Origin of the sequence: Flavobacterium caseinilyticum, from assembly GCF_004349085.1 — a bacterium.
Lineage (GTDB): Bacteria > Bacteroidota > Bacteroidia > Flavobacteriales > Flavobacteriaceae > Flavobacterium > Flavobacterium caseinilyticum.
Genome location: NZ_SMFM01000001.1, coordinates 902,871 through 924,970, shown reverse-complemented (window position 1 = coordinate 924,970; position 22,100 = coordinate 902,871). Strand labels below are relative to the sequence as shown.

The 22,100-nt window shown below is 34.7% G+C and carries 20 protein-coding genes and 4 tRNA genes; 2 read left to right on the top strand and 22 right to left on the bottom strand.

The genetic code is table 11. The features are described 5' to 3' along the window. Positions 1–310: 310 nt before the first annotated feature. The 15 genes from rpoB to rpsU form a co-directional block, all read right to left on the bottom strand. Positions 311–4,123, bottom strand: a complete 3,813-nt coding sequence (rpoB, locus tag E0F89_RS04135) for a DNA-directed RNA polymerase subunit beta (protein WP_131908568.1) — start codon at positions 4,121–4,123, stop codon at positions 311–313. 273 nt (positions 4,124–4,396) lie between these two features. Further along, positions 4,397–4,765: a 50S ribosomal protein L7/L12 gene (gene rplL / locus E0F89_RS04130; protein ID WP_039109063.1), complete on the bottom strand. Its 369-nt coding sequence runs from the start codon at positions 4,763–4,765 to the stop codon at positions 4,397–4,399. Between the two features lie 90 nt (positions 4,766–4,855). Then, positions 4,856–5,368 (bottom strand): 50S ribosomal protein L10, encoded by a 513-nt coding sequence (rplJ, locus tag E0F89_RS04125; protein ID WP_131908567.1) that lies wholly within the window; start codon positions 5,366–5,368, stop codon positions 4,856–4,858. A 22-nt stretch (positions 5,369–5,390) separates the two neighbouring features. Then, entirely contained in the window at positions 5,391–6,080 is a 690-nt protein-coding gene (gene rplA, locus E0F89_RS04120; protein WP_091164772.1) for a 50S ribosomal protein L1, read from the bottom strand. 13 nt (positions 6,081–6,093) lie between these two features. Next, positions 6,094–6,531 carry a 50S ribosomal protein L11 gene (gene rplK, locus E0F89_RS04115; RefSeq protein WP_066082293.1) on the bottom strand — a complete coding sequence of 146 codons (438 nt, stop codon included), beginning with the start codon at positions 6,529–6,531 and terminating at the stop codon, positions 6,094–6,096. A gap of 68 nt (positions 6,532–6,599) precedes the next feature. Next, positions 6,600–7,151, bottom strand: a complete 552-nt coding sequence (nusG, locus tag E0F89_RS04110; protein ID WP_131908566.1) for a transcription termination/antitermination protein NusG — start codon at positions 7,149–7,151, stop codon at positions 6,600–6,602. A 10-nt stretch (positions 7,152–7,161) separates the two neighbouring features. Next, positions 7,162–7,359 carry a preprotein translocase subunit SecE gene (gene secE / locus E0F89_RS04105; protein ID WP_131908565.1) on the bottom strand — a complete coding sequence of 66 codons (198 nt, stop codon included), beginning with the start codon at positions 7,357–7,359 and terminating at the stop codon, positions 7,162–7,164. A 16-nt stretch (positions 7,360–7,375) separates the two neighbouring features. Beyond that, positions 7,376–7,446 (bottom strand) — tRNA-Trp (locus E0F89_RS04100). Between the two features lie 58 nt (positions 7,447–7,504). Continuing rightward, positions 7,505–8,692 carry an elongation factor Tu gene (gene tuf, locus E0F89_RS04095; protein ID WP_131908564.1) on the bottom strand — a complete coding sequence of 396 codons (1,188 nt, stop codon included), beginning with the start codon at positions 8,690–8,692 and terminating at the stop codon, positions 7,505–7,507. A gap of 53 nt (positions 8,693–8,745) precedes the next feature. Further along, a tRNA-Thr gene (locus E0F89_RS04090) sits at positions 8,746–8,817 on the bottom strand. Between the two features lie 61 nt (positions 8,818–8,878). Next, positions 8,879–8,959, bottom strand: a tRNA-Tyr gene (locus E0F89_RS04085). A 33-nt stretch (positions 8,960–8,992) separates the two neighbouring features. Next, a tRNA-Thr gene (locus tag E0F89_RS04080) sits at positions 8,993–9,066 on the bottom strand. A 90-nt stretch (positions 9,067–9,156) separates the two neighbouring features. After that, positions 9,157–9,459, bottom strand: coding sequence for a ribosome hibernation-promoting factor, HPF/YfiA family (gene hpf / locus E0F89_RS04075; RefSeq protein ID WP_131908563.1), 303 nt, complete (start codon positions 9,457–9,459; stop codon positions 9,157–9,159). Positions 9,460–9,494: 35 nt separating this feature from the next. After that, the gene (locus E0F89_RS04070; protein WP_131908562.1) at positions 9,495–10,391 is read right to left on the bottom strand and encodes a tyrosine-type recombinase/integrase; all 897 of its coding nucleotides are present in this window, start codon (positions 10,389–10,391) and stop codon (positions 9,495–9,497) included. 69 nt (positions 10,392–10,460) lie between these two features. After that, entirely contained in the window at positions 10,461–10,655 is a 195-nt protein-coding gene (rpsU, locus tag E0F89_RS04065; protein ID WP_035670421.1) for a 30S ribosomal protein S21, read from the bottom strand. A gap of 392 nt (positions 10,656–11,047) precedes the next feature. Between rpsU and E0F89_RS04060 the strand changes: the two genes are divergently transcribed. Then, entirely contained in the window at positions 11,048–11,827 is a 780-nt protein-coding gene (locus tag E0F89_RS04060) for an endonuclease/exonuclease/phosphatase family protein (RefSeq protein ID WP_243699467.1), read from the top strand. Positions 11,828–11,986: 159 nt separating this feature from the next. Here E0F89_RS04060 and E0F89_RS04055 read toward each other — a convergent pair whose 3' ends face one another. Both E0F89_RS04055 and E0F89_RS04050 read right to left on the bottom strand, forming a co-directional pair. Continuing rightward, positions 11,987–13,156: an acyl-CoA dehydrogenase family protein gene (locus tag E0F89_RS04055; protein WP_131908560.1), complete on the bottom strand. Its 1,170-nt coding sequence runs from the start codon at positions 13,154–13,156 to the stop codon at positions 11,987–11,989. Positions 13,157–13,321: 165 nt separating this feature from the next. Further along, complete coding sequence (locus E0F89_RS04050; protein ID WP_131908559.1) at positions 13,322–14,218, bottom strand: ComEA family DNA-binding protein; 897 nt, start codon at positions 14,216–14,218, stop codon at positions 13,322–13,324. Between the two features lie 278 nt (positions 14,219–14,496). On the opposite strand from E0F89_RS04050, the gene E0F89_RS04045 reads away from it, so the two are divergent. Further along, on the top strand, positions 14,497–15,948 hold the full coding sequence (locus E0F89_RS04045; RefSeq protein ID WP_131908558.1) for an amino acid permease: 1,452 nt from the start codon (positions 14,497–14,499) through the stop codon (positions 15,946–15,948). Positions 15,949–16,024: 76 nt separating this feature from the next. Here E0F89_RS04045 and E0F89_RS04040 read toward each other — a convergent pair whose 3' ends face one another. The 5 genes from E0F89_RS04040 to E0F89_RS04020 form a co-directional block, all read right to left on the bottom strand. Then, positions 16,025–16,252, bottom strand: a complete 228-nt coding sequence (locus E0F89_RS04040; RefSeq protein ID WP_131908557.1) for a PspC domain-containing protein — start codon at positions 16,250–16,252, stop codon at positions 16,025–16,027. Positions 16,253–16,318: 66 nt separating this feature from the next. Continuing rightward, a complete protein-coding gene (locus tag E0F89_RS04035) occupies positions 16,319–17,587 on the bottom strand; it encodes a DUF2851 family protein (RefSeq protein ID WP_131908556.1) in 1,269 nt (422 codons plus the stop codon). A 150-nt stretch (positions 17,588–17,737) separates the two neighbouring features. After that, positions 17,738–18,220, bottom strand: coding sequence for a 3'-5' exonuclease (locus E0F89_RS04030; protein WP_131908555.1), 483 nt, complete (start codon positions 18,218–18,220; stop codon positions 17,738–17,740). 238 nt (positions 18,221–18,458) lie between these two features. Beyond that, the gene (locus E0F89_RS04025; RefSeq protein ID WP_131908554.1) at positions 18,459–19,820 is read right to left on the bottom strand and encodes a pyridoxal-phosphate dependent enzyme; all 1,362 of its coding nucleotides are present in this window, start codon (positions 19,818–19,820) and stop codon (positions 18,459–18,461) included. A gap of 263 nt (positions 19,821–20,083) precedes the next feature. Further along, positions 20,084–22,006, bottom strand: a complete 1,923-nt coding sequence (locus E0F89_RS04020; protein ID WP_131908553.1) for a putative porin — start codon at positions 22,004–22,006, stop codon at positions 20,084–20,086. Between the last annotated feature and the right edge of the window lie 94 nt (positions 22,007–22,100).

Below are 22,100 nucleotides of genomic sequence, written 5' to 3'. Positions count from 1 at the left end.
GATTTATTTGCAATTAAAAAATTGATTCTCATCTAAGTCGAAAGTTTGAAATTCTAAGGTCTAAAGTCATACGAGACTTTAAAACTTTAAGAGATTTGACTTACGACTAAAAGATTACCTCGGATTACTTCTCTAAACTTCAACAAACTTTTGAAGTGCTAATTATAAAATCTTTTGAGATTTTATAAAAAATCGGAACGGGTTACGGGCCTAAATCTTAAAAACTCTTTTAAAAAAAGTGTTCAGTATTCAGAATTTAGTGTTCAGCTTATCACTGATTACTAAATACTGAACACTGAATACTAAACTTCTATTCTTCTAAACGAATGTCAAGTCCAAGACCTTTCAATTCATGCATCAATACATTGAATGATTCAGGTAATCCAGGCTCTGGCATAGATTCACCTTTAACGATTGCTTCGTAAGTTTTTGCTCTACCAATAACATCATCAGACTTCACAGTCAAGATTTCTCTAAGTGTACTTGATGCTCCATAAGCTTCAAGTGCCCAAACCTCCATCTCTCCAAAACGTTGACCTCCAAATTGAGCTTTACCTCCAAGTGGTTGTTGTGTAATCAACGAATATGGACCTATAGAACGTGCGTGCATTTTATCGTCAACCATGTGTCCAAGTTTCAACATGTAGATAACTCCTACTGTTGCCGCTTGATGGAAACGCTCTCCTGTACCACCATCATATAAATGTGTATGTCCAAAACGTGGTATTCCAGCTTCGTCAGTCAATTCATTGATTTGATCCAATGTTGCTCCGTCAAAAATTGGTGTAGCAAATTTTCTACCCAAGTTCATTCCAGCCCAACCAAGTACCGTTTCATAAATTTGACCAATGTTCATACGTGAAGGTACACCTAATGGATTCAACACAATATCAACTGGCGTTCCGTCTTCAAGGAAAGGCATATCTTCATGACGAACGATACGAGCAACAATACCTTTGTTACCGTGACGTCCCGCCATTTTATCCCCAACTTTCAACTTACGCTTTTTGGCAATATATACTTTAGCTAATTTCAAGATTCCCGCTGGCAATTCATCTCCAACAGTAATAGTGAATTTCTCTCTACGTAATGCACCTTGTAAGTCGTTCAATTTAATTTTATAGTTATGAATTAAATCATTAACCATTTTATTAGCTGCATCATCAGCAACCCATTGACCTTTACTTAAGTGAGCAAAATCTTCAACAGCATAAAGCATTTTTTGTGTGTATTTTTTACCTTTTGGTAAAACTTCCTCACCCAAATCATTCATTACACCTTGAGATGTTTTTCCGTTTACGATCAAGAAAAGTTTTTCTACTAATTTGTCTTTTAATTCAACAAATTTAACTTCAAACTCCATTTCAAGAGCTCCTAAAGCATCCTTGTCCTGCGTACGTTTACGTTTATCTTTTACTGCTCTTGCGAACAATTTTTTGTCTAAAACAACACCATGTAAAGAAGGAGACGCTTTTAATGAAGCATCTTTTACATCACCTGCTTTATCCCCAAAGATTGCACGAAGCAATTTCTCTTCCGGAGTAGGATCTGATTCTCCTTTTGGAGTAATTTTTCCGATTAGAATGTCACCAGGTTTAACTTCGGCTCCAATTCTAATCATACCATTTTCATCTAAATCTTTAGTAGCTTCTTCAGAAACGTTCGGTATATCGTTCGTTAATTCTTCGTTACCTAATTTAGTATCTCTAACTTCTAATGAATAATCATCAACGTGAATAGAGGTAAAAATATCGTCACGAACTACTTTTTCAGAAATTACAATCGCATCCTCAAAGTTGTATCCTTTCCATGGCATAAATGCAACTTTTAGGTTTCTACCTAAAGCTAATTCACCATTTTGAGTTGCATATCCTTCTGATAATACTTGTCCAGGAACCACTCTATCCCCTTTTCTTACGATAGGTTTAAGGTTGATACTTGTACCTTGATTGGTTTTTCTAAATTTAATTAGATTGTATGTTTTCTCATCTGGCTCAAAACTTACCATTCTTTCTTCCTCAGAACGATCGTATTTGATAGTGATGATATTTGCATCTACGTATTCAATAACTCCATCTCCTTCAGCATTAATCAATACTCTAGAATCAGAAGCTACTTGACGCTCTAAACCAGTTCCAACAATTGGAGCTTCAGGACGAATTAATGGTACGGCCTGACGCATCATGTTAGATCCCATCAAGGCTCTATTCGCATCATCATGTTCCAAGAATGGAATCAATGAAGCAGAGATAGAAGCAATTTGGTTAGGAGCAACATCCGTATAATCAACTTTTGTTGGTTCAATTACCGGGAAATCACCTTCTTGACGTGCAATAACGTCTTCGGCAGTAATTTTACCAGTAGTATCCATTTTTATGTTTGCCTGAGCAATTAACATTCCTTCTTCTTCTTCTGCACTTAAGTAAACTGGAGTAGATACTAAATCTACAACTCCGTTAGTTACCTTACGGTATGGTGTTTCAATGAAACCCATTCCATTTACTTTAGCATAAACACCAAGAGATGAAATCAAACCAATGTTTGGTCCCTCAGGAGTTTCAATTGGACATAAACGTCCGTAATGCGTATAGTGAACGTCACGTACCTCAAACCCTGCTCTCTCTCTCGAAAGTCCACCTGGTCCTAGTGCAGATAATCTTCTCTTGTGCGTAATCTCGGCAAGTGGATTCGTTTGATCCATAAACTGAGACAACTGGTTTGTTCCAAAGAAAGAGTTGATAACAGATGATAATGTTTTAGCATTAATCAAATCTATTGGTGTAAACACCTCGTTATCTCTAACGTTCATTCTCTCACGAATGGTTCTAGCCATACGCGCTAAACCAACACCGAATTGTTGAGACAATTGCTCTCCAACTGTTCTAACACGACGGTTTGATAAGTGATCAATATCATCAATCTCTGCTTTAGAGTTGATCAATTCGATCAAATATTTCACGATCGTTATGATATCTTCTTTGGTCAAGACTTGCTTTTCCATTGGAGTATCTAAACCTAACTTTTTATTTATTCTATAACGACCTACTTCACCTAGGTTATAACGTTGGTCAGAAAAGAATAATTTATCAATAATACCACGCGCCGTTTCTTCATCAGGCGGTTCAGCATTACGTAATTGTCTGTAAATATGCTCAACAGCCTCTTTTTCAGAGTTTGTTGGATCTTTTTGCAACGTATTATGAATGATCGCATAATCACCTTGATTAGCATCCTCTTTATGTAACAAAATAGATTTAACGTTAGAATCAATGATTTCTTCCACATTATCTTTGTCGATAATAGTATCTCTATCAAGGATTATTTCGTTACGTTCGATAGAAACTACCTCACCAGTATCTTCATCTACGAAATCTTCATGCCATGTATTCAATACACGTGCAGCTAATTTTCTACCGATATATTTTTTAAGTCCTGTTTTAGAAACCTTAATTTCTTCAGCAAGATCAAAAATTTCTAAAATATCTTTATCTCTTTCAAAACCAATTGCTCTAAAAAGAGTTGTAACCGGTAATTTTTTCTTTCTGTCGATATACGCATACATTACGCTGTTTATATCTGTAGAAAATTCTATCCAAGAACCTTTAAAAGGAATTACTCTGGCAGAATATAATTTTGTTCCATTTGCATGGAATGATTGACCAAAGAAAACACCTGGAGATCTATGTAATTGAGAAACAACTACACGCTCGGCACCGTTAATAACAAAGGTACCACTCGGTGTCATATAAGGAATTGTACCAAGATATACATCTTGAACAATAGTTTCAAAATCTTCATGTTCTGGATCTGTACAATACAGTTTCAACCTTGCTTTTAAAGGCACACTATAGGTAAGACCTCTTTCTATACATTCTTGAATTGTGTAACGAGGTGGATCCACAAAATAATCAAGGAATTCCAATACAAAGTTATTTCTAGTATCAGTAATTGGGAAATTCTCCATGAAGGTATTGTAAAGCCCTTCGTCGCCTCTTTCGTCAGATTTAGTTTCTAATTGAAAAAAATCTTTAAACGATTTAACCTGAACATCTAGAAAATCTGGATAGTCAGGAATATTTTTTGTTGAGGCAAAATTCAATCTTTCAGTCTGATTTGTTATCATCAATGGACAAAATTTTGATTAAAAAAGTAATTTTTTTGTACAAACAAGGATCTATTTATACTTTTCTTTTACAACCATTACATCTTTAAAAACCAATTTAAGATAACTACTTTCTTATTATCTGTTAATTTTTTTTCCTCGTAATGGGTAAAATGAATTTGATTTGAAAGACTATTATGTAATAATACAACGTAGACTTTTGTTATACGAAAAATGGTTTAGGTCATTGGAAGTGCATCCAAGACCTAAACCTAATTCTCAAAAAGAGTTAAACTATTTAAGTTCAACCTCAGCTCCAGCTTCTTCTAATGATTTTTTAAGCCCTTCAGCTTCTTCTTTAGAAACACCTTCTTTTACATTACTTGGTGCGCTGTCAACTACATCTTTAGCTTCTTTCAAACCTAAACCTGTAAGTTCTTTTACTAATTTTACAACTGCTAATTTAGAAGCACCTGCTGCTTTTAATACAACTGTAAATTCTGTTTGAACGTCTTCAGCAGCAGCTTCGCCACCACCTGATACTACTACAGCTGCAGCAGCTGGTTCGATTCCGTACTCATCTTTTAATATTGTTGCTAATTCGTTAACTTCTTTTACCGTTAGGTTAACCAATTGTTCTGCGAATTGTTTCAAATCTGCCATTTTTTCTATCGTTTTAAAATGATTTGTAAAAATATAATTTATTTATTGTGCGCTTTTTAAAATAAAACACTGACTAGAAAGTCGGTTTTATTATGCTTCCACTTCTTCGGTAGCCTCTTCGCTTTTTGCGAATTGGTTTTGAAGAGCAGAAATAACTCTTTGTGCTGGTGACTGCAATAATCCAATAAGTTCGCCGATAAGCTCTTCTTTAGATTTGATAGTTGCTAATGCATCTAATTGATCGTCTCCAATATAAATCTCAGAATTAATATAAGCTCCTTTCAATACAGGTTTAGCTGATTTTTTTCTGAAATCTTTAATGATCTTACCAGGAGCGTTTGCTATGTCAGAAATGAATATAGCGCTATTACCAGTCAAAACTGTAGGTAATTCTCCATAATCATTAGCTGAAGCTTCCATTGCTTTTGCAAGCAACGTGTTTTTAACAACTTCTAATTTTATACCTGCTTTGTAACAAGCTCTTCTCAAGTTTGAAGTAGTCTCTGCGTTCAGTCCAGAAATATCAGATACATAAACAATGTTTGTACCAGCTAACTGTGCAGTTAAAACTTCAATCGCGATTGATTTTTCTTCTCTAGTCATACTAAAAATTTTTAACTACCAATTATACTGCTTTAGGGTCCAAAGCAATTGCAGGACTCATAGTGCTAGTTAGGTAAATACTTTTGATGTATGTTCCTTTAGCAGCAGTTGGCTTAAGTTTGATTAATGTTTGAATAATTTCGTGTGCATTGTCAACGATTTGTTCGCTTCCAAAAGAAATTTTACCAATTCCTGCATGCACAATTCCAGTTTTGTCAACTTTAAAGTCAATTTTACCAGCTTTAACCTCTTGAACAGCTTTTGCAACATCCATAGTTACAGTACCTGTTTTAGGGTTTGGCATTAAACCTCTAGGTCCTAAAATACGACCTAATGGACCTAATTTACCCATAACAGAAGGCATAGTGATGATCACATCAACATCTGTCCAACCGTCTTTGATTTTTTGTAAATAATCGTCAAGACCTACATAGTCTGCACCAGCTGCCAAAGCTTCCGCTTCTTTGTCTGGAGTAACCAATGCTAATACTTTAACATCTTTACCAGTTCCATGAGGTAATGTTACCACACCTCTTACCATTTGATTCGCTTTTCTTGGATCTACACCCAAACGTACTGCGATATCAACAGACTCATCAAATTTTGCAGAAGCAACTAATTTTATCAATGCCGCAGCATCTTTAAGAGAATATAGTTTGTTCTTTTCAATTTTTGAAGCAGCCTCTTTTTGCTTTTTTGTCAATTTTGCCATGTCTTTCTCTTAATTAAAAAGGAGCGTCTCCTGATACAGTTATACCCATAGATCTAGCTGTTCCAGCAACCATACTCATTGCAGACTCCATAGTGAATGCATTTAAGTCTGGCATCTTGTCTTCAGCAATAGCTCTAATTTGTTCCCAAGTAACACTAGCTACTTTTTTACGATTAGGCTCACCAGAACCAGATTTTAGCTTTGCAGCTTCCATTAACTGAACTGCTGCTGGAGGAGTTTTTACGACAAAATCAAATGATTTGTCTTTATACACAGTAATTTGTACTGGGCATATTTTGCCGGGTTTATCTTGAGTTCTAGCATTAAATTGCTTACAGAATTCCATGATGTTTACCCCAGCAGCTCCTAAAGCAGGTCCAACCGGTGGCGACGGATTCGCAGCACCTCCCTTAACTTGTAGTTTAACTACCTTACTAATTTCTTTAGCCATTTTTTAAAAAATTTAACACTACAATCATTGGAAGCGATTGTAATGGATATTATAGATGTAACAAAAAATTATACTTTTTCAACTTGCATAAAACCTAACTCTAATGGTGTTTTTCTTCCGAAAATCTTAACCATTACTTCCAGTTTACGCTTTTCTTCATTAATTTTTTCAACAGTACCGTTAAACCCGTTAAAAGGTCCATCAACAACTTTAATTGTCTCGCCGATATTAAATGGAATGGAACGAGTATCTGTATTGACAGCCAACTCATCCACTTTACCTAACATTCTGTTTACTTCTGAAATTCTTAACGGAACAGGTTCACCACCTTTTATTTCACCTAGAAAACCAATAACACTTGTTATAGACTTAATAATATGAGGTATTTCTCCAATAAGATTTGCTTCAATCATGACATAACCAGGAAAATAAACTTTGTCTTTGATTATTTTTTTCCCTTCTTTTACAGTAACTACTTTTTCAGTAGGAACTAAAACTTGCGAAACATAATCACCCATCCCTAATCTTGCGATTTCGGTTTCGATGTATGCTTTCACTTTATTTTCTTGTCCGCTTACCGCTCTGACGACATACCACTTTTTAATATTATTATCTGCCATAACAAAAAAATTACGCTTTTATCCAGTTAAAAAATCCAGCTAAAGCTTTTGCGAAAATTTCATCTACTCCCCAAGTTGCCAAAGCGAATAGTACTGAAAAAACAGCAACAACAATCGTTAGACGTTGCACCTCAGGCCAAGCCGGCCAAGTTACATTTGACCTTAATTCCTCAAATGCTTCTGATATGTAATTAACAACTTTTGTCATTATGATTTATTTTTTGCACGGGCGGAGGGATTCGAACCCCCATCAACGGTTTTGGAGACCGCTATTCTACCCTTGAACTACGCCCGTTTGTTAAAAGCCAGTAACAACCTAAGCGGTTACTGGCTTCCTAATTTATCTAATAGGATTAAGCTACAATCTCAGTTACCTGACCTGCACCTACTGTTCTACCACCCTCACGGATAGCGAAACGTAAACCAACATTTAATGCAATTGCACTAAGCAATACAACATCAATAGTTAAGTTATCCCCAGGCATAACCATCTCTACACCTGTTGGCAAAGTAATGATACCTGTTACGTCAGTTGTACGTACGTAAAACTGTGGACGGTAGTTATTATGAAATGGTGTATGACGACCACCTTCTTCTTTTTTCAAGATATAAACCTCAGCTTTGAAAGTAGCGTGTGGTTTAACTGAACCTGGCTTACAAATAACCATTCCTCTTTTGATGTCTTCTTTTTGAATACCTCTTAAAAGAATACCTACGTTATCTCCAGCTTCTCCTCTATCAAGGATTTTACGGAACATCTCAACTCCAGTAATAGTAGAAGTTAATTTCTCAGCTCCCATACCAATGATTTCAACTGGATCTCCTGTATTAGCAACACCTGTTTCGATACGACCTGTAGCAACAGTTCCACGACCAGTGATTGAGAATACATCTTCAACAGGCATTAAGAAAGGTTTTGCAACGTCTCTTATTGGTTCTTCGATCCATGAATCAACAGCTTCCATTAATTCAAGAATTTTTGGTACCCAAACTGGATCATTATTTAATCCACCTAATGCAGATCCCTGAACAACAGGACCATTATCTCCATCATATTCGTAGAAAGATAATAAGTCTCTGATTTCCATCTCAACTAATTCAAGTAATTCCTCATCATCAACCATATCCACTTTATTCATGAATACAACCATTCTAGGAATACCTACTTGGCGACCCAATAGGATATGCTCACGTGTTTGTGGCATTGGTCCATCAGTTGCAGCTACAACAAGAATAGCACCATCCATTTGAGCAGCTCCTGTAACCATGTTCTTTACGTAATCCGCGTGACCTGGACAGTCAACGTGAGCGTAATGACGATTAGCAGTTTCATACTCAACGTGAGATGTATTAATTGTAATACCTCTTTCTTTTTCTTCTGGAGCATTATCAATTTGATCAAATGATTTTGCTTGACAGTAACCAGCATCAGACAATACTTTTGTAATTGCCGCAGTTAATGTTGTTTTTCCGTGATCCACGTGCCCAATTGTTCCAATGTTTAAGTGGGGCTTGTTACGGTTAAAATTTTCCTTTGCCATTTTACTTAATTTTTAATCTTGTTATATATTAATTTCTATTTCCTACTTACTTGAGCCAATGTCGGGAATTGAACCCGAGACCTCTTCCTTACCAAGGAAGCACTCTACCCCTGAGCTACACCGGCAGAGAATTAATTGTAATTATAAATGCTAATTTTAATTAATTCAACATTTAAACCATTAACGTGGGGAGAGCAGGATTCGAACCTGCGAAGTTTACACAGCAGATTTACAGTCTGCCCTCGTTGGCCGCTTGAGTATCTCCCCTACTTTATTTATTGCCAAACCTTTACAGTCTTGAGCCGGCGGAGGGACTCGAACCCACGACCTGCTGATTACAAATCAGCTGCTCTAGCCAACTGAGCTACGCTGGCGAATCAATAAAAAAAGTCCGCTATTTCTAACGGACTGCAAATGTATAGATTTTATCTCTGATTCAAAACATTTTTTAAAAAAAAATCATATTAAATGTGCGAACTTATTTTTTCTTTCCTTTTCAGCAACAGTCGTTCTAAAGATTCAGCAGAAAGTTCTAACGCTTCTTCAAAAGTTTTACACTGCTTTTTGACCATAAAATCATCTCCTGGCACATTAATTTTCACCTCCGCAACCTTATTTTCCTTCTCACTTGTCTTTTCAACTTTCAAAAAAACATCCGCTGATACTACTTTGTCATAATACTTTTCCAGCTTGTCCATTCTTTCTTGAACAAAATCTACTAGCTTTTTGTCAACAGTAAAGTTAACTGCATGAACACTTACCTTCATAATCATTTTTTTTAATAGTTAAACTTTTCTTCAAATTACTTCTGACCACGCGGGTGCGATTCTTTATACACGCTTTTCAATTCTGACAGGCTATTGTGCGTATATATTTGGGTCGATGCCAGACTAGAATGTCCTAATAATTCTTTGACTGAATTTAAATTCGCTCCGTTGTTTAATAAATGTGTTGCAAATGTATGCCTCAATATATGTGGACTTTTTTTTACTTTTTCGGAGACAGTACTAAAGTATGAATTTATTAATCGATAGACAAAGGAATCATTTAATTTTAACCCTTTTTTTGTGAGAAATAAATAATCATCATCCACTCTATTTTCAAGAGATAATCTCTCTTTTAAATACAACGAAAATTGATCGGTAATTATTGGCAAAACCGGAAGTATTCTCTCCTTATTTCTCTTTCCAAGAACTTTGATTGTATTGTCATACAAATTAACATTTACAATTTTAAGATGAATCAGTTCGGTCCTCCGGACTCCGGTGGTATAAAATAAATCGATGATAAGTTTGTTTCTTATTTCTTCAAAACCTACCGGGTTTTGAAGATGACTTAACACCTCCAGAACTTCTTTCTCAGAAAAAGGAATTTGAACTACTTTAGGAACTTTTAATGCTTTGTGTTTTAGAAATGGACTAATTTCTATTTGTTTTGTTTTCAACAGAAATTTGTAGAATGCTTTCAGGGACGCCATTTTTCTATTAACTGAAATATTTGAAATATTATCGTCAACGAGTGAAACTATCCAACTTCTAATTTGGTTGTAGTTTACCCGATCAATATTTTCTTGATCAAATTGAAAATTGTTAAATGTTTCGAAGGAACTCAAATCATTTAAATAAGCACTTACGGTATGGTGAGAATATTTTTTCTCCATTTGTAGATAATCTCGAAATGCATCTTTATTATTAGTCATAAAAAAACCGTTAGCATCAAAGTTATAAAACTTTTAATGACTAACGGTAGTTTATCTTATAGATATTTACTAACTCTCTAAGTTATCTCTCATATTTTGGATATAAGCTGCTTTTTGAATTTTGATTCTATTTGTTACTGATGGCTTAATAAAAGCAGTACGTGCTCTTAATTGACGAACAGTTCCTGTTTTATCAAATTTTCTTTTGTAACGTTTTAACGCTCTATCGATATTTTCTCCGTCTTTAATTGGTATAATTAACATAATATAGACACCCCCTTTCTTTAAGTGTGCAAAATTAGAATAATAATACGAACTGACAAGTATTTGGGTATTTTTATTTATTTTTACCTACAAAATTAAAACTTATGTGGTTCATTTCAATTTCAGTGCTGCTACTTTTATCTAGTATTTTACCCTATTTACCGCTTACACATTGGTTTTATAGGTTATTTGAGTTTGGGAAAATTCAAATATTAATCTTACAGATAGTAGTGTTTATTTTAAGCTTTATCCTAATAAAAGAATCCGCTATTGCGATCCGAATCCTTCAATTGCTAACATTTATTAGCATCGTATTTCATATTTCAACTCTTTATAAATATACATCGCTATACAGAACAGTCCAAAAAAACCACACCGATATTCCTTCAGAAATGATTACAGTACTTTCGGCAAATATATTTCAGGAGAATAAAGAATATGAAGCTTTCATAGCTTTGATTACTAAATACAATCCGGATATTTTTTTGACAATGGAATCTGATGAACATTGGGAGAAAGCGCTGTCTGTTTTAGATAAAAATTACAAATACAATGTCAAAGTGGCCTTGAGCAATACCTATGGCATGCATTTGTACTCTAAATTAAAGATAACGAAGCACACCGTTCATTATTTTGTTGCCGATGACCTGCCAAGCATCGAAGCAAAAATAGAAACTCCAGACAATTTTGAGTTTACTTTTTTTGCAGTTCACCCGCCGCCGCCGAGCCCAAGTGAGGAAGAAAATTCCAAAGAGCGCGATGGAGAGCTTTTAAGTATTGCAAAAAAAATAAAACAAAACGCCGATACCTGTGTTGTAGTAGGCGATTTTAATAATGTTGCCTGGGCAAAATCATCCATTTTATTTAGAAAAACCAGCGAAACATTAGACGGTAGAATAGGAAGAGGATTTATATCCAGTTTCCATACCAAATATTGGTTTCTAAGATTTCCTATTGATTTGATGTTTCATACACCAGATGTTTTTATCGAAGAATTAAAAACTTTAGAACATTTTGGATCCGATCATTTTCCAATCTTTACCAAATTCTTCATCAATAAGAAAACTTCAAAACAACAGCATTTAACCGAAAGTTTAGAGCAGGGAGAACATCAAGTTGTTGAAGAAATTATCTCAGAAGGTATAAATGAAAAAAGCGACAATCGTAACTGATTGTCGCTTTTTTTTTATAATTTTAAAGACACTTACGCTTTCAACAAATCTACAGAAATTACAATTTTTGGAATTTCCGCGATGCCTTCTCCAAAACAAATATTAGAGAAATACTTTAATACTCATTATCATTCGTCTCCATTAACTATCATTCAGTTATTATTTCACCGCTGGCTCATAATTCTGATTATCAATGATCATTTTTCCTAAAATCTCCTTAAGAATTTCTGAAGTTCCTCCACCAATCGGTCCTAAACGACTGTCTCTAAACAAACGCGCTAATGGATACTCCTCCATATAACCATAACCACCTAACATTTGTAAACAGCTGTAAATAGCATCATCTGCAACTTTAGTAGATTTAAGCTTAGCCATAGTCGCCTCTTTTACAACATATTCTCCTTTATCTAAACGAGATACTGCGGCATAGTTAAACACCTTACAATGTTCTACCTCTGTAGCATGCTCAACAATCGTATGTCTCAATGCTTGAAACTTACTGATTTTTTTTCCAAATGCTTCTCTCTGAGACATGTAATCTATTGTATAATCTATCGCATATTCTCCTCTGGCGTGTGCGTTTATCGCCATAATTAAACGCTCCAAAGCAAAATGCTGCATGATATAAGGAAATCCTTTCCCTTCTTCACCCATTAAGTTTTCTGCTGGAATCTCTACGTTATCAAAAGCAATTTCGGCTGTATCAGATGCTCTCCAACCTAATTTATCTAGCTTGACAGCCGATACACCTTTTAAACTAGTATCCATCAAAAAGATGCTAATCCCTTTATTCCCAAGTTCGGGATTAGTTTTTGCAGCAACAATATAATAGTCGGCATAAATCCCGTTTGTAATAAAAGTTTTAGAACCATTGATAATATATTTGTCTCCTTTTTTTACAGCATTAGTGCGCATCCCCGCAACATCACTACCTCCAAAAGGCTCTGAGATACATAAAGCACCTATTTTCTTTCCAGCTATACTTGGCACTAAATAGTCCTGCTTTATTCTTTCGTCACCCTCAGCATTCAAATGGGTCATTGCTAAATAAGAATGAGCCCACATTGCAGCAGCAAAACCTGAAGATTTAATTTTTTGTAATTCTTCAAGAAAAATAACAGTATAAAATAAATCGAGATTTAGACCACCATAAGCCTCTGGATATGCTATACCAAAGTACCCCATCTCGCCAAATTTCTCCCAAATAAAACGCTCTATTGTACCTGTTTTTTCCCACTTTTCAATATGCGGAACAACTTCTTTCTGCAAAAAATCTTTTAAACTTTGTCTAAATGCTTGGTGTTCTTCAGTGAAATAATTCGAATTCATATATTATATATTTTTTTAACAAATAGTATTAATTGAAACATAATAATCCATTGATGTTTCAGGTGTCGTTTTTCAACGGTTAAAATAATTAGTAAATAAAAAAGTAATACACCTATTTTAAAATGTAGTAAAAGACTACTTTTAACAGCTAAAAATTTGACACTTCTAATTAAAGTCCAAATATAGGCCAATTATATTTGCTTTATCAACAGGAAATCCCTTAATTTTTGTTAAATCCTCAATATTCTCGATATTTCCGTTCATACTTCTATACGTTATTATCTCCTTCGCCAGCGCATATCTGAAATAATGAAACTGCGTGAGTTCCTTTAACGAAGCGTTATTGATTTCAATTTTTTTAAATCGAGGTAAAGCCAAAACTTTAAAATGAGTATTTAAATTCTCAATTACTTCAGGCGACAATCCCCATACCTCTTTCAGTTGCTCCATGGAAACAAATCCTCCTAAAGTTTCTTTTTGTTTCAAAATTCGGACAGAGATCGCTTCTCCAATTCCGTAAATTTTTATTAAATCCTCTTTGGTTGCCTGATTAATATCCGTAATGACAATTTTTTCTTTTTTGGCGAAAGCCTGATTTTGATATGCTGTGTACGCTTTAAATTTTGTGTTCTGTTTTTTATTTTTAACCCAATCAGGAAATTTAAAGTAAGGCGAAATTACATTTAATAGGGAGTCCGAAATCTTAGTTACGTTCTGGAACTCCTTCGCAGAATTTACGTACCTGTTTTCTTTTCTAAAAGCCAGCAAGCGATCAATTTCTTCCAACGACATTCCTAATTTGTACCCTTTGTAATCCGTAATAAAATTAGGATTGAAAAGATATATTTGCGGCAAGTCCTTTCCACGTTGCATTTTCAGCGAATCCATTTCAGATTGAAGGGAAAGCCATTTTTGTTTCTCGGGATATTCTTTAGCTGCAGGACTAAAATCAACGAAGAAATAAACCAGTTGCAATACGATAATAATACCAAACAACAACAGAATACCAGTGCGTTGCTGCTGTGTGAAATTAAAATATGTGAGAATCGTTTTAAACCTCATTTGATGTCTCTGTGTTATTTTATTTAAATTGGAAACCTAAAATTATAAATAAAACTAAGACCAAAGACGTCACGACAAAAAAAAAATAAAACTAAATTAAAATGATTTCAAGACGCAATTTGACGCAAATACTGATTGCTCTAAAAGATTTTTCATCGGTTAAGATTAAATAGGACAATAAAATTTATTTTTTTATGAGTAAAATCATCATTTATATTTTTATTTTTTATAAAAAACAATACATTTGAACCTTAATAACAAACAAAACCATATAACCCATGTCTATTTGGAAAACTAAACCACTGTCGGTACTACTAAATGAAGCATCAGAATCCGAAAAAGGATTAAAAAGGACTTTGTCATCTCGTTCATTGGTAGCACTCGGAATTGGAGCAATTATTGGAGCAGGATTATTTTCATTAACAGGAATTGCAGCAGCGGAACACGCGGGTCCTGCAGTTACCTTATCATTTATTTTAGCCGCCGTTGGATGTGCTTTTGCAGGACTTTGCTATGCTGAGTTTGCATCTATGATACCCGTTGCAGGAAGTGCGTATACGTATTCCTACGCCACAATGGGAGAATTTATGGCTTGGATCATTGGATGGGATTTAGTTCTTGAATACGCATTAGGAGCCGCAACAGTTGGTGTGAGCTGGTCTCGATATTTACTGGAATTATTAAATAAATATGGCATTCATCTCCCACACAACTTTATCTGTTCTCCCTGGGAAACTTTAAAGTTAAGTGACGGAACTATTATAGAAGGAGGGATTATTAATCTACCTGCTATTTTGATCGTTTCTTTGTTATCCTTGTTATTGATTAGAGGAACCAAAGAGTCTGCATCGATAAATAACGTTCTGGTTATTGTAAAAATAATCGTAGTTATTATGTTTATTGTTTTAGGATGGAGTTTTATTGATACCGCAAATTACACACCTTACATTCCAGAAAACACTGGTATCAAAGGTCAATTTGGATGGTCAGGTATTGCTGCCGGAGCAGGAACAGTTTTCTTTGCTTTCATTGGTTTTGACGCTGTTTCTACAGCAGCGCAAGAAGCTAAAAATCCTCAAAAAGGAATGCCAATCGGTATTTTAGGATCTTTGGTTATTTGTACTATATTATATGTATTATTTGCTCACGTAATGACAGGTTTAGTTCCTTATTACGAATTTGCGGGAGATGCAAAACCAGCAGCTACAGCATTTGCAAAAACTGGATATAACTTTTTACAGACCGGTTTAATTGTCGCAATTTTGGCGGGTTATACTTCTGTAATGTTGGTAATGCTAATGGGTCAAAGTCGTGTGTTCTACACCATGAGTAAAGATGGTTTATTGCCTTCATTCTTTAGTGAAATTCACTCAAAATTTAGAACTCCTTGGAAAACAAATATTTTCTTCATGGTATTCGTAAGCCTTTTTGCTGGTTTCGTTCCAGTAAGTGATTTGGGTCACATGGTAAGCATCGGAACACTTTTAGCATTCGTTTTAGTATGTATCGGAGTTTTGGTAATGCGTAAAAAAATGCCGGATGCACCAAGATCATTTAAAACACCTTTTGTTCCTTATGTACCAATTGCGGGTGTTTTGATTTGTCTTTACTTGATGTACTCTCTTCCATACGAAAGCTGGATTAGACTTGTAATCTGGATGTTGTTAGGTGTCGTTATCTACTTTATCTATGGTAAGAAAAACAGTAAATTAAACAATCCTGATAAATAGATTTTTATCATAACTTAAAAAGGGATTATAGAGTACTTCAAATACTTTATAATCCCTTTTCCTTTATAAGACTGTTTTAAAAATCAAAAACTGAAGTGCGTTTGGATCGAATTAAATCCTTGAGACGCATCCAGAAAGCCAAAGTAAGATAAACCGCAAACCATAATCCTGCGGTAACAAACGATAAATAAATAAAAAACAGCCGGACACTACTTGCTCGCATGCCCAAACTATCTGCCAAACGAGATGAGACATGAAAACCGTGTTTTTCAAAAAAAAATTTGAGTTTGATTATCGCTGACATTTTTTGAGTTATGAGTTATGGCAAAATTACAAAAATATCCGTTTGCATTATTTTCTAATTTCCAATTTATTTTTTTAGGAGTTCCATTCCTATAGCACACTCTAAACACCTGCTTTTATTACAGTATTCATTTTTAAGCTGTAACATCGCCTGCGATTCAAAAGCATTCTTTGAATGTATACCAAAAGAATTAAACTTATCAATAACGGCATTTTTTTCTGAAGCGACTTCATTTAACAAACTAATCAAGTCCTCCAGAATTTCCTTTCCTTGACTTTTTGCGTAAGCAAATTGAAGTGGAATTATTGTATTTATGACAATCAAATCGATAAATGATTTCGAGAGCGTTTTCATTTTCTTCGGACTTTCTTTATCAAACTGATAATGATTCAGCCAATAGCGCGCCGCAGATATATTGAATACTTCATAAATATTTTTTAAAGACTTTACGGTACTGATTTTTGAAAATAAATTTTGCTGACTGTGGTATAAATTGGCTAATTGAGAAAGCCGAATCGTTGGAAAATTATCAGGCCGGTGTTTAAAAAACTGAACAGATTCGCTACAGTTTTTCTCCATTTGATATTTATGAATCAGATAAAAATACCTGAATTTTAAATCTTTGAAATAATTATCTTCTTTTTCGGAATCCAGCAATCCGGCAGCTCCAAAAATTAATGCTTCCAAATTTTCGACTTCAAAACTTTCTTTCCTGATTATTGCAAAAGGAATCGTTTGAACTGCCTTGAAAAAGATATCGCCATTGGTATTTAATCCAAAATTCTTAGCCAAAAGACAAAACAAAACGGCTTCCCAGTCCTGATTTGTTTGTTCCAGTAAATCAAAAATTACCGTCGATTTTCTTTCCAAACGCTCAAAAAACAAACGTTCCTGCCAGTTTTTGAATGTAAATTCGCTGACCTCTTTTAACTCCTTCTCACAGAAAATCCATGATTTTGGCGCCATTAAAGACTGATAGTTTTCTACATTGGCTTTTTCCACATAGTTTTTCAGTACCAAAACTGGAACTTCAGTATTATCGCTTCTGAAAATCTCGGTATCATGTTCCCAAACCACATGCAAAATTACGTTTTCATAGCTTTTATCCTCTTCATGATGATGGATGTACCAGTCTGAAGATTTGGAATGAATCTCAACATTTCCTGCCCATTTCTGATTATCTATGGTAATGTGGGCATTGAAAAAATCCGGGCCCGCCAGTTGAAGATACTGTCCAACGCTGACTATTGTAATTTTTTCACCGTTAAATGTTTTTAAATTCAAAGTATCAAACTTCTTGAATTTCCATAGGTAATGGAGGAAATCTTCTTTCATTTTTCAGCACTTAGATTAGAGTTAATTGACTTTTAGACAATCGATTAGAACTCTAAAGTAGTGAAAAAATAGCAACTTTCCTTACGTCTATAAAGAAACATTCCCCAAGTAGAATAAAGAAATGCTGTAAGAAAAGGAAATAGAATACAATTATCGCAACAAATATAATTTGGCGCAAGCCCGTGCATCCGATAAAGCTTCGTGATGATTCAACTGTATTTCCATTTCCCGACAACAATCGCTTAATTTAGTTGGTCTAAAGCCTTTGGCTTTGTAAATTTTCACGGTGCATTCCCAACGTGAACCAATATTTAAATCGTTGTAATTTAAATTGTAAAGCGCCATTGATTTCGCCAGAACATTTCTGTCAAAACTCTCATTATGTGCAACGATAACTCTATTTTGTAAACGCTTTCGTATTTCAGGGAACACTTGTGCAAATGATTTAGAATTGACCGTATCTCGAGGATAGATTCCATGGACTTGTATCGTAAAAGGCGAATATATATTATTCGGTGGCTTAATTAAACTGACAAATTCGTCGACAATTACTCCATTTTCGACGGTGACAATACCTACAGAGCATGGATGGTATCCCGTTGCGGTTTCAAAATCTATAGCGGTAAAAGTCATGTTGATTTCAGATATTTGAAATGTGATTTTTGATTTGAGAGCTGCAAAAATACATCAATTCTACAAGTTCAAAGCATTCAACAACTTTATTTCGTTTGCTTTCGTAAACTTGCAATTTTGCACCTATAGTATGTCATGAAAATCCTTCTCGTTTTACAACATCAAACCATTTTCTCAAAAAAACCTGCAAAGTTAAAAAAACATTGCAGGTCTATAAAAAATATATTTGTATCTAAATTTATTTTATCGAACCAATAATATCGTATTTGGTGATAATATGATGACTCCCATTTTCTAATTCAACCAAAACGGCTTCATTTTCTTTAGTGAATAATTTAGAGACTTCTTCGATAGGCGTTCCGTGTTTCACTATAGGAAAAGGTTTTCCCATCACGTCTTTAATAGGTTTGTCGGCTACATCTTTGTCAGCTACATAACTTTGAAACAAGTCACTTTCATCAACAGAACCTACAAAACCTGTGACGTCTATCACCGGAATCTGCGATATTTTGTATTTACGCATTCTTTCTATCGCGTGCGAAACTAATTCCTCTGTTCGCACCACAATTAACGGTTTATCAATATGGTCTTTAATTACATCTTCGGCTTTTGTAATTTCTTCTTCGAGAAAACCTCGCTCACGCATCCAGTCATCATTGTACATTTTACCTACATAACGGCTGCCTGAATCGTGAAAAAGAACCACTACGACGTCTTCTGGCTTGAAATGTTCTTTGAGTTGAAGCAATCCTTTTATTGCAGCACCAGCTGAATTTCCGACAAATATTCCTTCTTCAAGAGCTATTTTTCGGGTATAGACCGCCGCATCTTTATCAGTTACTTTTGTAAATCCGTCGATTAATGAAAAGTCCACATTTTTTGGTAAAATATCTTCTCCTATCCCTTCTGTGATGTAAGAATAGATTTCATTTTCGTCAAATATTCCTGTTTCATGGTACTTTTTAAATACAGAACCATAGGTATCAATTCCCCAAATTTTTATATTCGGATTTTTCTCTTTCAAGTATTTTCCCACTCCTGAAATCGTTCCTCCAGTACCGACGCCAGATACAAAATGGGTAATTTTCCCTTCTGTCTGTTCCCAGATTTCCGGTCCGGTTTGCTCGTAATGTGCTATGGAATTGGAAGGATTATCGTACTGATTTACGTACCAGGAATTCGCTGTTTCTTCTGACAATCTTTTCGAAACAGAATAATAGGATCTAGGGTCAGTTGGCTCCACATCTGTTGGACAAACTATCACTTTGGCTCCTACTGCACGAAGAATGTCCATCTTTTCTTTGGATTGTTTGTCTGAAATCACACAAATCAATTTATATCCTTTGATGATGGCTACTAAAGCCAATCCCATTCCTGTATTTCCCGAAGTTCCTTCAATGATGGTTCCGCCCGGTTTTAATCTACCGTCAGCTTCGGCATCTTCAATCATTTTTACGGCCATTCTGTCTTTTACTGAATTGCCTGGATTGAATGTTTCCACTTTAGCAAGCACCAATGCATCGACTTCCGAAGTTATTTTATTTAATTTAACTAGCGGCGTGTTGCCTATTGTTCCTAAGATATTTTCTGCGTAGCGCATTTAATTTTGAATTTTAGATTGTAAATACTGTGCAAAGATAGTATTTTGTTATAAATTAAACTTCTTTCTAGAATTTTGTGTTTGTGCTTACTCGACTGTCCTTCTATTATATCTGGAGCTCCGTGAATTTCACTTTAAGCGGCATCCTTTCCTTGCTTCCCAGAACCTGAATTCTTTCCAGGATTAAGCAACGAAGGGTACAGTGCATTGAACAATAAACCATCTAAAAAAAGACTCTTACATAGACTATTCTTTAGGAAACATTAGTTGAAGAAATTCCAGATTAACCCGAAACGGATTGTAAAATCACGAGATGGATTGTTGGGTGAAGCATAGAAATTGTTACCGGTAAGAAAGGAATTAAAGTGCTCCGCCTTGAAGAAAATTCGGGTTCGCTGAATCTTTGCATTAATAAAAAAGTCAAAATTTGGATGGTTCCCAATCTGTTTTTCGTTTTGCACAAAGAACTCTCCGATCACAGGATTATAATCATTGGCAAAATAGCTTGTGAAATAATTTAGTGATATTCCTGTCTGCAAAAACAAAGCTTGTTTGAATAAGTAATTGGAATAATAAAAAGTATTTCTGGTTACAATTTCAGGTACGTTTAAAATCGCCCTCAATTGATCTACCCTTTGGTATAAAATGGTGTTATCCAAAGCAAAGTGTCCAAAAGTTATTTCCCGACTTGCTTTCAGCGACAGATAACTTATAGTTCCTCCATATTGTGTTGGAGCCACAATTTGGGTTCTCGCCAGTGCCTGATCCACATCTGAAATAATATTGAAATACAAGTGGTCTTTCAAAACAGAGAATTGAACTGAAAGATCTACCCAACGCGATGTAGCATTAGCTGAAACAGAATTTATTTTTTCGTTTTTAAAATCATTCGACCAGTTGTATTGAACGTAGCTGCTCTGATGCAAATTATAGTTGTTATTCGGCAATTTATTTATATTCTGGTACTGAAAAGACAACTGTGTTTCTTCACTTAAATCATATACTAATTTAGCATCAAGATTTGATAATGACTGATTTGTAATGGATCTCGAATACAGGAATCTACCATTCCATTTATTTTTTTGATACTCATATTGACCGCCAACACTGTTTATTTCCTGACTCAAAGTACTGGGAATCGTTCTGTTGTCAAAAATAAGTATTTGCTTGTAATAAAAATTCGACCTGAAATCATCTATAAAAAACTGAAATTTCCCTAATGTTATATTTTCATAAATAAGTCCTGCCTTATTGTACATTTTATTGTAGCGGGTTTGATCATTGATATTTCTGTCTTTATACGATTCGCCAAACCGAAAAACAGTTGTATTGCCAACAGTTGATGGGACTGTCGCCTGATTATATTCGAAAAATTTATTTTCGTAATTGAATTGATGCGTGATATATAGGTTATTATCTCTCTTCTTTGGGTTAATTCTGAAATTGTGATCTACAAAAATTCGTTTACCCTTCAAAAATGATTTGGCATCATTAAAATAAACTTCAAATCGTTGTCGGTTATTGTAGTTGGGATCTTCACTTTCGAAATTATCAATAGTTGTAATTCCTCCATTTTCTTCATTCAGAATATCTTGAAAGGTATAATGTGCTTTGGCAGAATACCGTTTATTTTTCGTTTGATAATTGGTGGTAAACCTAAAATTTCCGGTGCTGGACAACTGATTGATATATTCTCCTTCGGAACGCAATCCTTTGTAAGCAATAGAAAAATTAAGATTTTCAGAAGTGTTTAATGTAATAAACGCATCAACAGATTGTCCTTTTTTAATGGTCGTTTTAAAATACAATTCGGTTACGGGAGTCGCAACTGAGCTGTATCGTATTTGATTTGCCTCCAGGAAATTAAAATGCTTGGCTTTAAAACCAAATTCCGGATAGGGAGTAAAATCGGTCAGACTGTATTGCAGCGTATTATAAGTTTGTCCATCATTTGCAAATGGTAATAGACCAAAAATATCTTTTCGCAAATAATTATGGCTGTACTCTTTTTGAATAGTTAGCGAAGTATCGATATAGGTGGTGTCATTTTCAAGAGTGATAAATCGGTAAAGGTCTATTGTAGCGATTTTTACAGTTGTTGTATCTTTTTTGGACTGGTTTTGCTGGGTTGAATTTTGAGCAATACAAATGTTTGCAAGTAAGAATAAAAATATCGCTTTTTTCATAAATAAATAATACAGGAATTAATTTCTAGGCAAAAATTCAATTTAGCAGAATAATGCGGCTTTATACATACATCAGAACAGAATCATACAGCTT

What these genes read in the sequence shown, in the direction of transcription:
- E0F89_RS04025 (WP_131908554.1), bottom strand. Translation starts at nt 19,820, where the DNA reads ATGCGCTACGCAGAAAATATCTTAGGAACAATAGGCAACACGCCGCTA.
- rpoB (WP_131908568.1), bottom strand. Translation starts at nt 4,123, where the DNA reads ATGATAACAAATCAGACTGAAAGATTGAATTTTGCCTCAACAAAAAAT.
- E0F89_RS04030 (WP_131908555.1), bottom strand. Translation starts at nt 18,220, where the DNA reads ATGACTTTTACCGCTATAGATTTTGAAACCGCAACGGGATACCATCCA.
- tuf (WP_131908564.1), bottom strand. Translation starts at nt 8,692, where the DNA reads ATGGCAAAGGAAAATTTTAACCGTAACAAGCCCCACTTAAACATTGGA.
- hpf (WP_131908563.1), bottom strand. Translation starts at nt 9,459, where the DNA reads ATGAAGGTAAGTGTTCATGCAGTTAACTTTACTGTTGACAAAAAGCTA.
- E0F89_RS04020 (WP_131908553.1), bottom strand. Translation starts at nt 22,006, where the DNA reads ATGAAAAAAGCGATATTTTTATTCTTACTTGCAAACATTTGTATTGCT.
- rpsU (WP_035670421.1), bottom strand. Translation starts at nt 10,655, where the DNA reads ATGTTAATTATACCAATTAAAGACGGAGAAAATATCGATAGAGCGTTA.
- rplK (WP_066082293.1), bottom strand. Translation starts at nt 6,531, where the DNA reads ATGGCTAAAGAAATTAGTAAGGTAGTTAAACTACAAGTTAAGGGAGGT.
- rplL (WP_039109063.1), bottom strand. Translation starts at nt 4,765, where the DNA reads ATGGCAGATTTGAAACAATTCGCAGAACAATTGGTTAACCTAACGGTA.
- E0F89_RS04055 (WP_131908560.1), bottom strand. Translation starts at nt 13,156, where the DNA reads ATGAATTCGAATTATTTCACTGAAGAACACCAAGCATTTAGACAAAGT.
- E0F89_RS04045 (WP_131908558.1), top strand. Translation starts at nt 14,497, where the DNA reads ATGTCTATTTGGAAAACTAAACCACTGTCGGTACTACTAAATGAAGCA.
- E0F89_RS04070 (WP_131908562.1), bottom strand. Translation starts at nt 10,391, where the DNA reads ATGACTAATAATAAAGATGCATTTCGAGATTATCTACAAATGGAGAAA.
- rplJ (WP_131908567.1), bottom strand. Translation starts at nt 5,368, where the DNA reads ATGACTAGAGAAGAAAAATCAATCGCGATTGAAGTTTTAACTGCACAG.
- E0F89_RS04040 (WP_131908557.1), bottom strand. Translation starts at nt 16,252, where the DNA reads ATGTCAGCGATAATCAAACTCAAATTTTTTTTTGAAAAACACGGTTTT.
- nusG (WP_131908566.1), bottom strand. Translation starts at nt 7,151, where the DNA reads ATGGCAGATAATAATATTAAAAAGTGGTATGTCGTCAGAGCGGTAAGC.
- secE (WP_131908565.1), bottom strand. Translation starts at nt 7,359, where the DNA reads ATGACAAAAGTTGTTAATTACATATCAGAAGCATTTGAGGAATTAAGG.
- rplA (WP_091164772.1), bottom strand. Translation starts at nt 6,080, where the DNA reads ATGGCAAAATTGACAAAAAAGCAAAAAGAGGCTGCTTCAAAAATTGAA.
- E0F89_RS04050 (WP_131908559.1), bottom strand. Translation starts at nt 14,218, where the DNA reads ATGAGGTTTAAAACGATTCTCACATATTTTAATTTCACACAGCAGCAA.
- E0F89_RS04035 (WP_131908556.1), bottom strand. Translation starts at nt 17,587, where the DNA reads ATGAAAGAAGATTTCCTCCATTACCTATGGAAATTCAAGAAGTTTGAT.
- E0F89_RS04060 (WP_243699467.1), top strand. Translation starts at nt 11,048, where the DNA reads ATGATTACAGTACTTTCGGCAAATATATTTCAGGAGAATAAAGAATAT.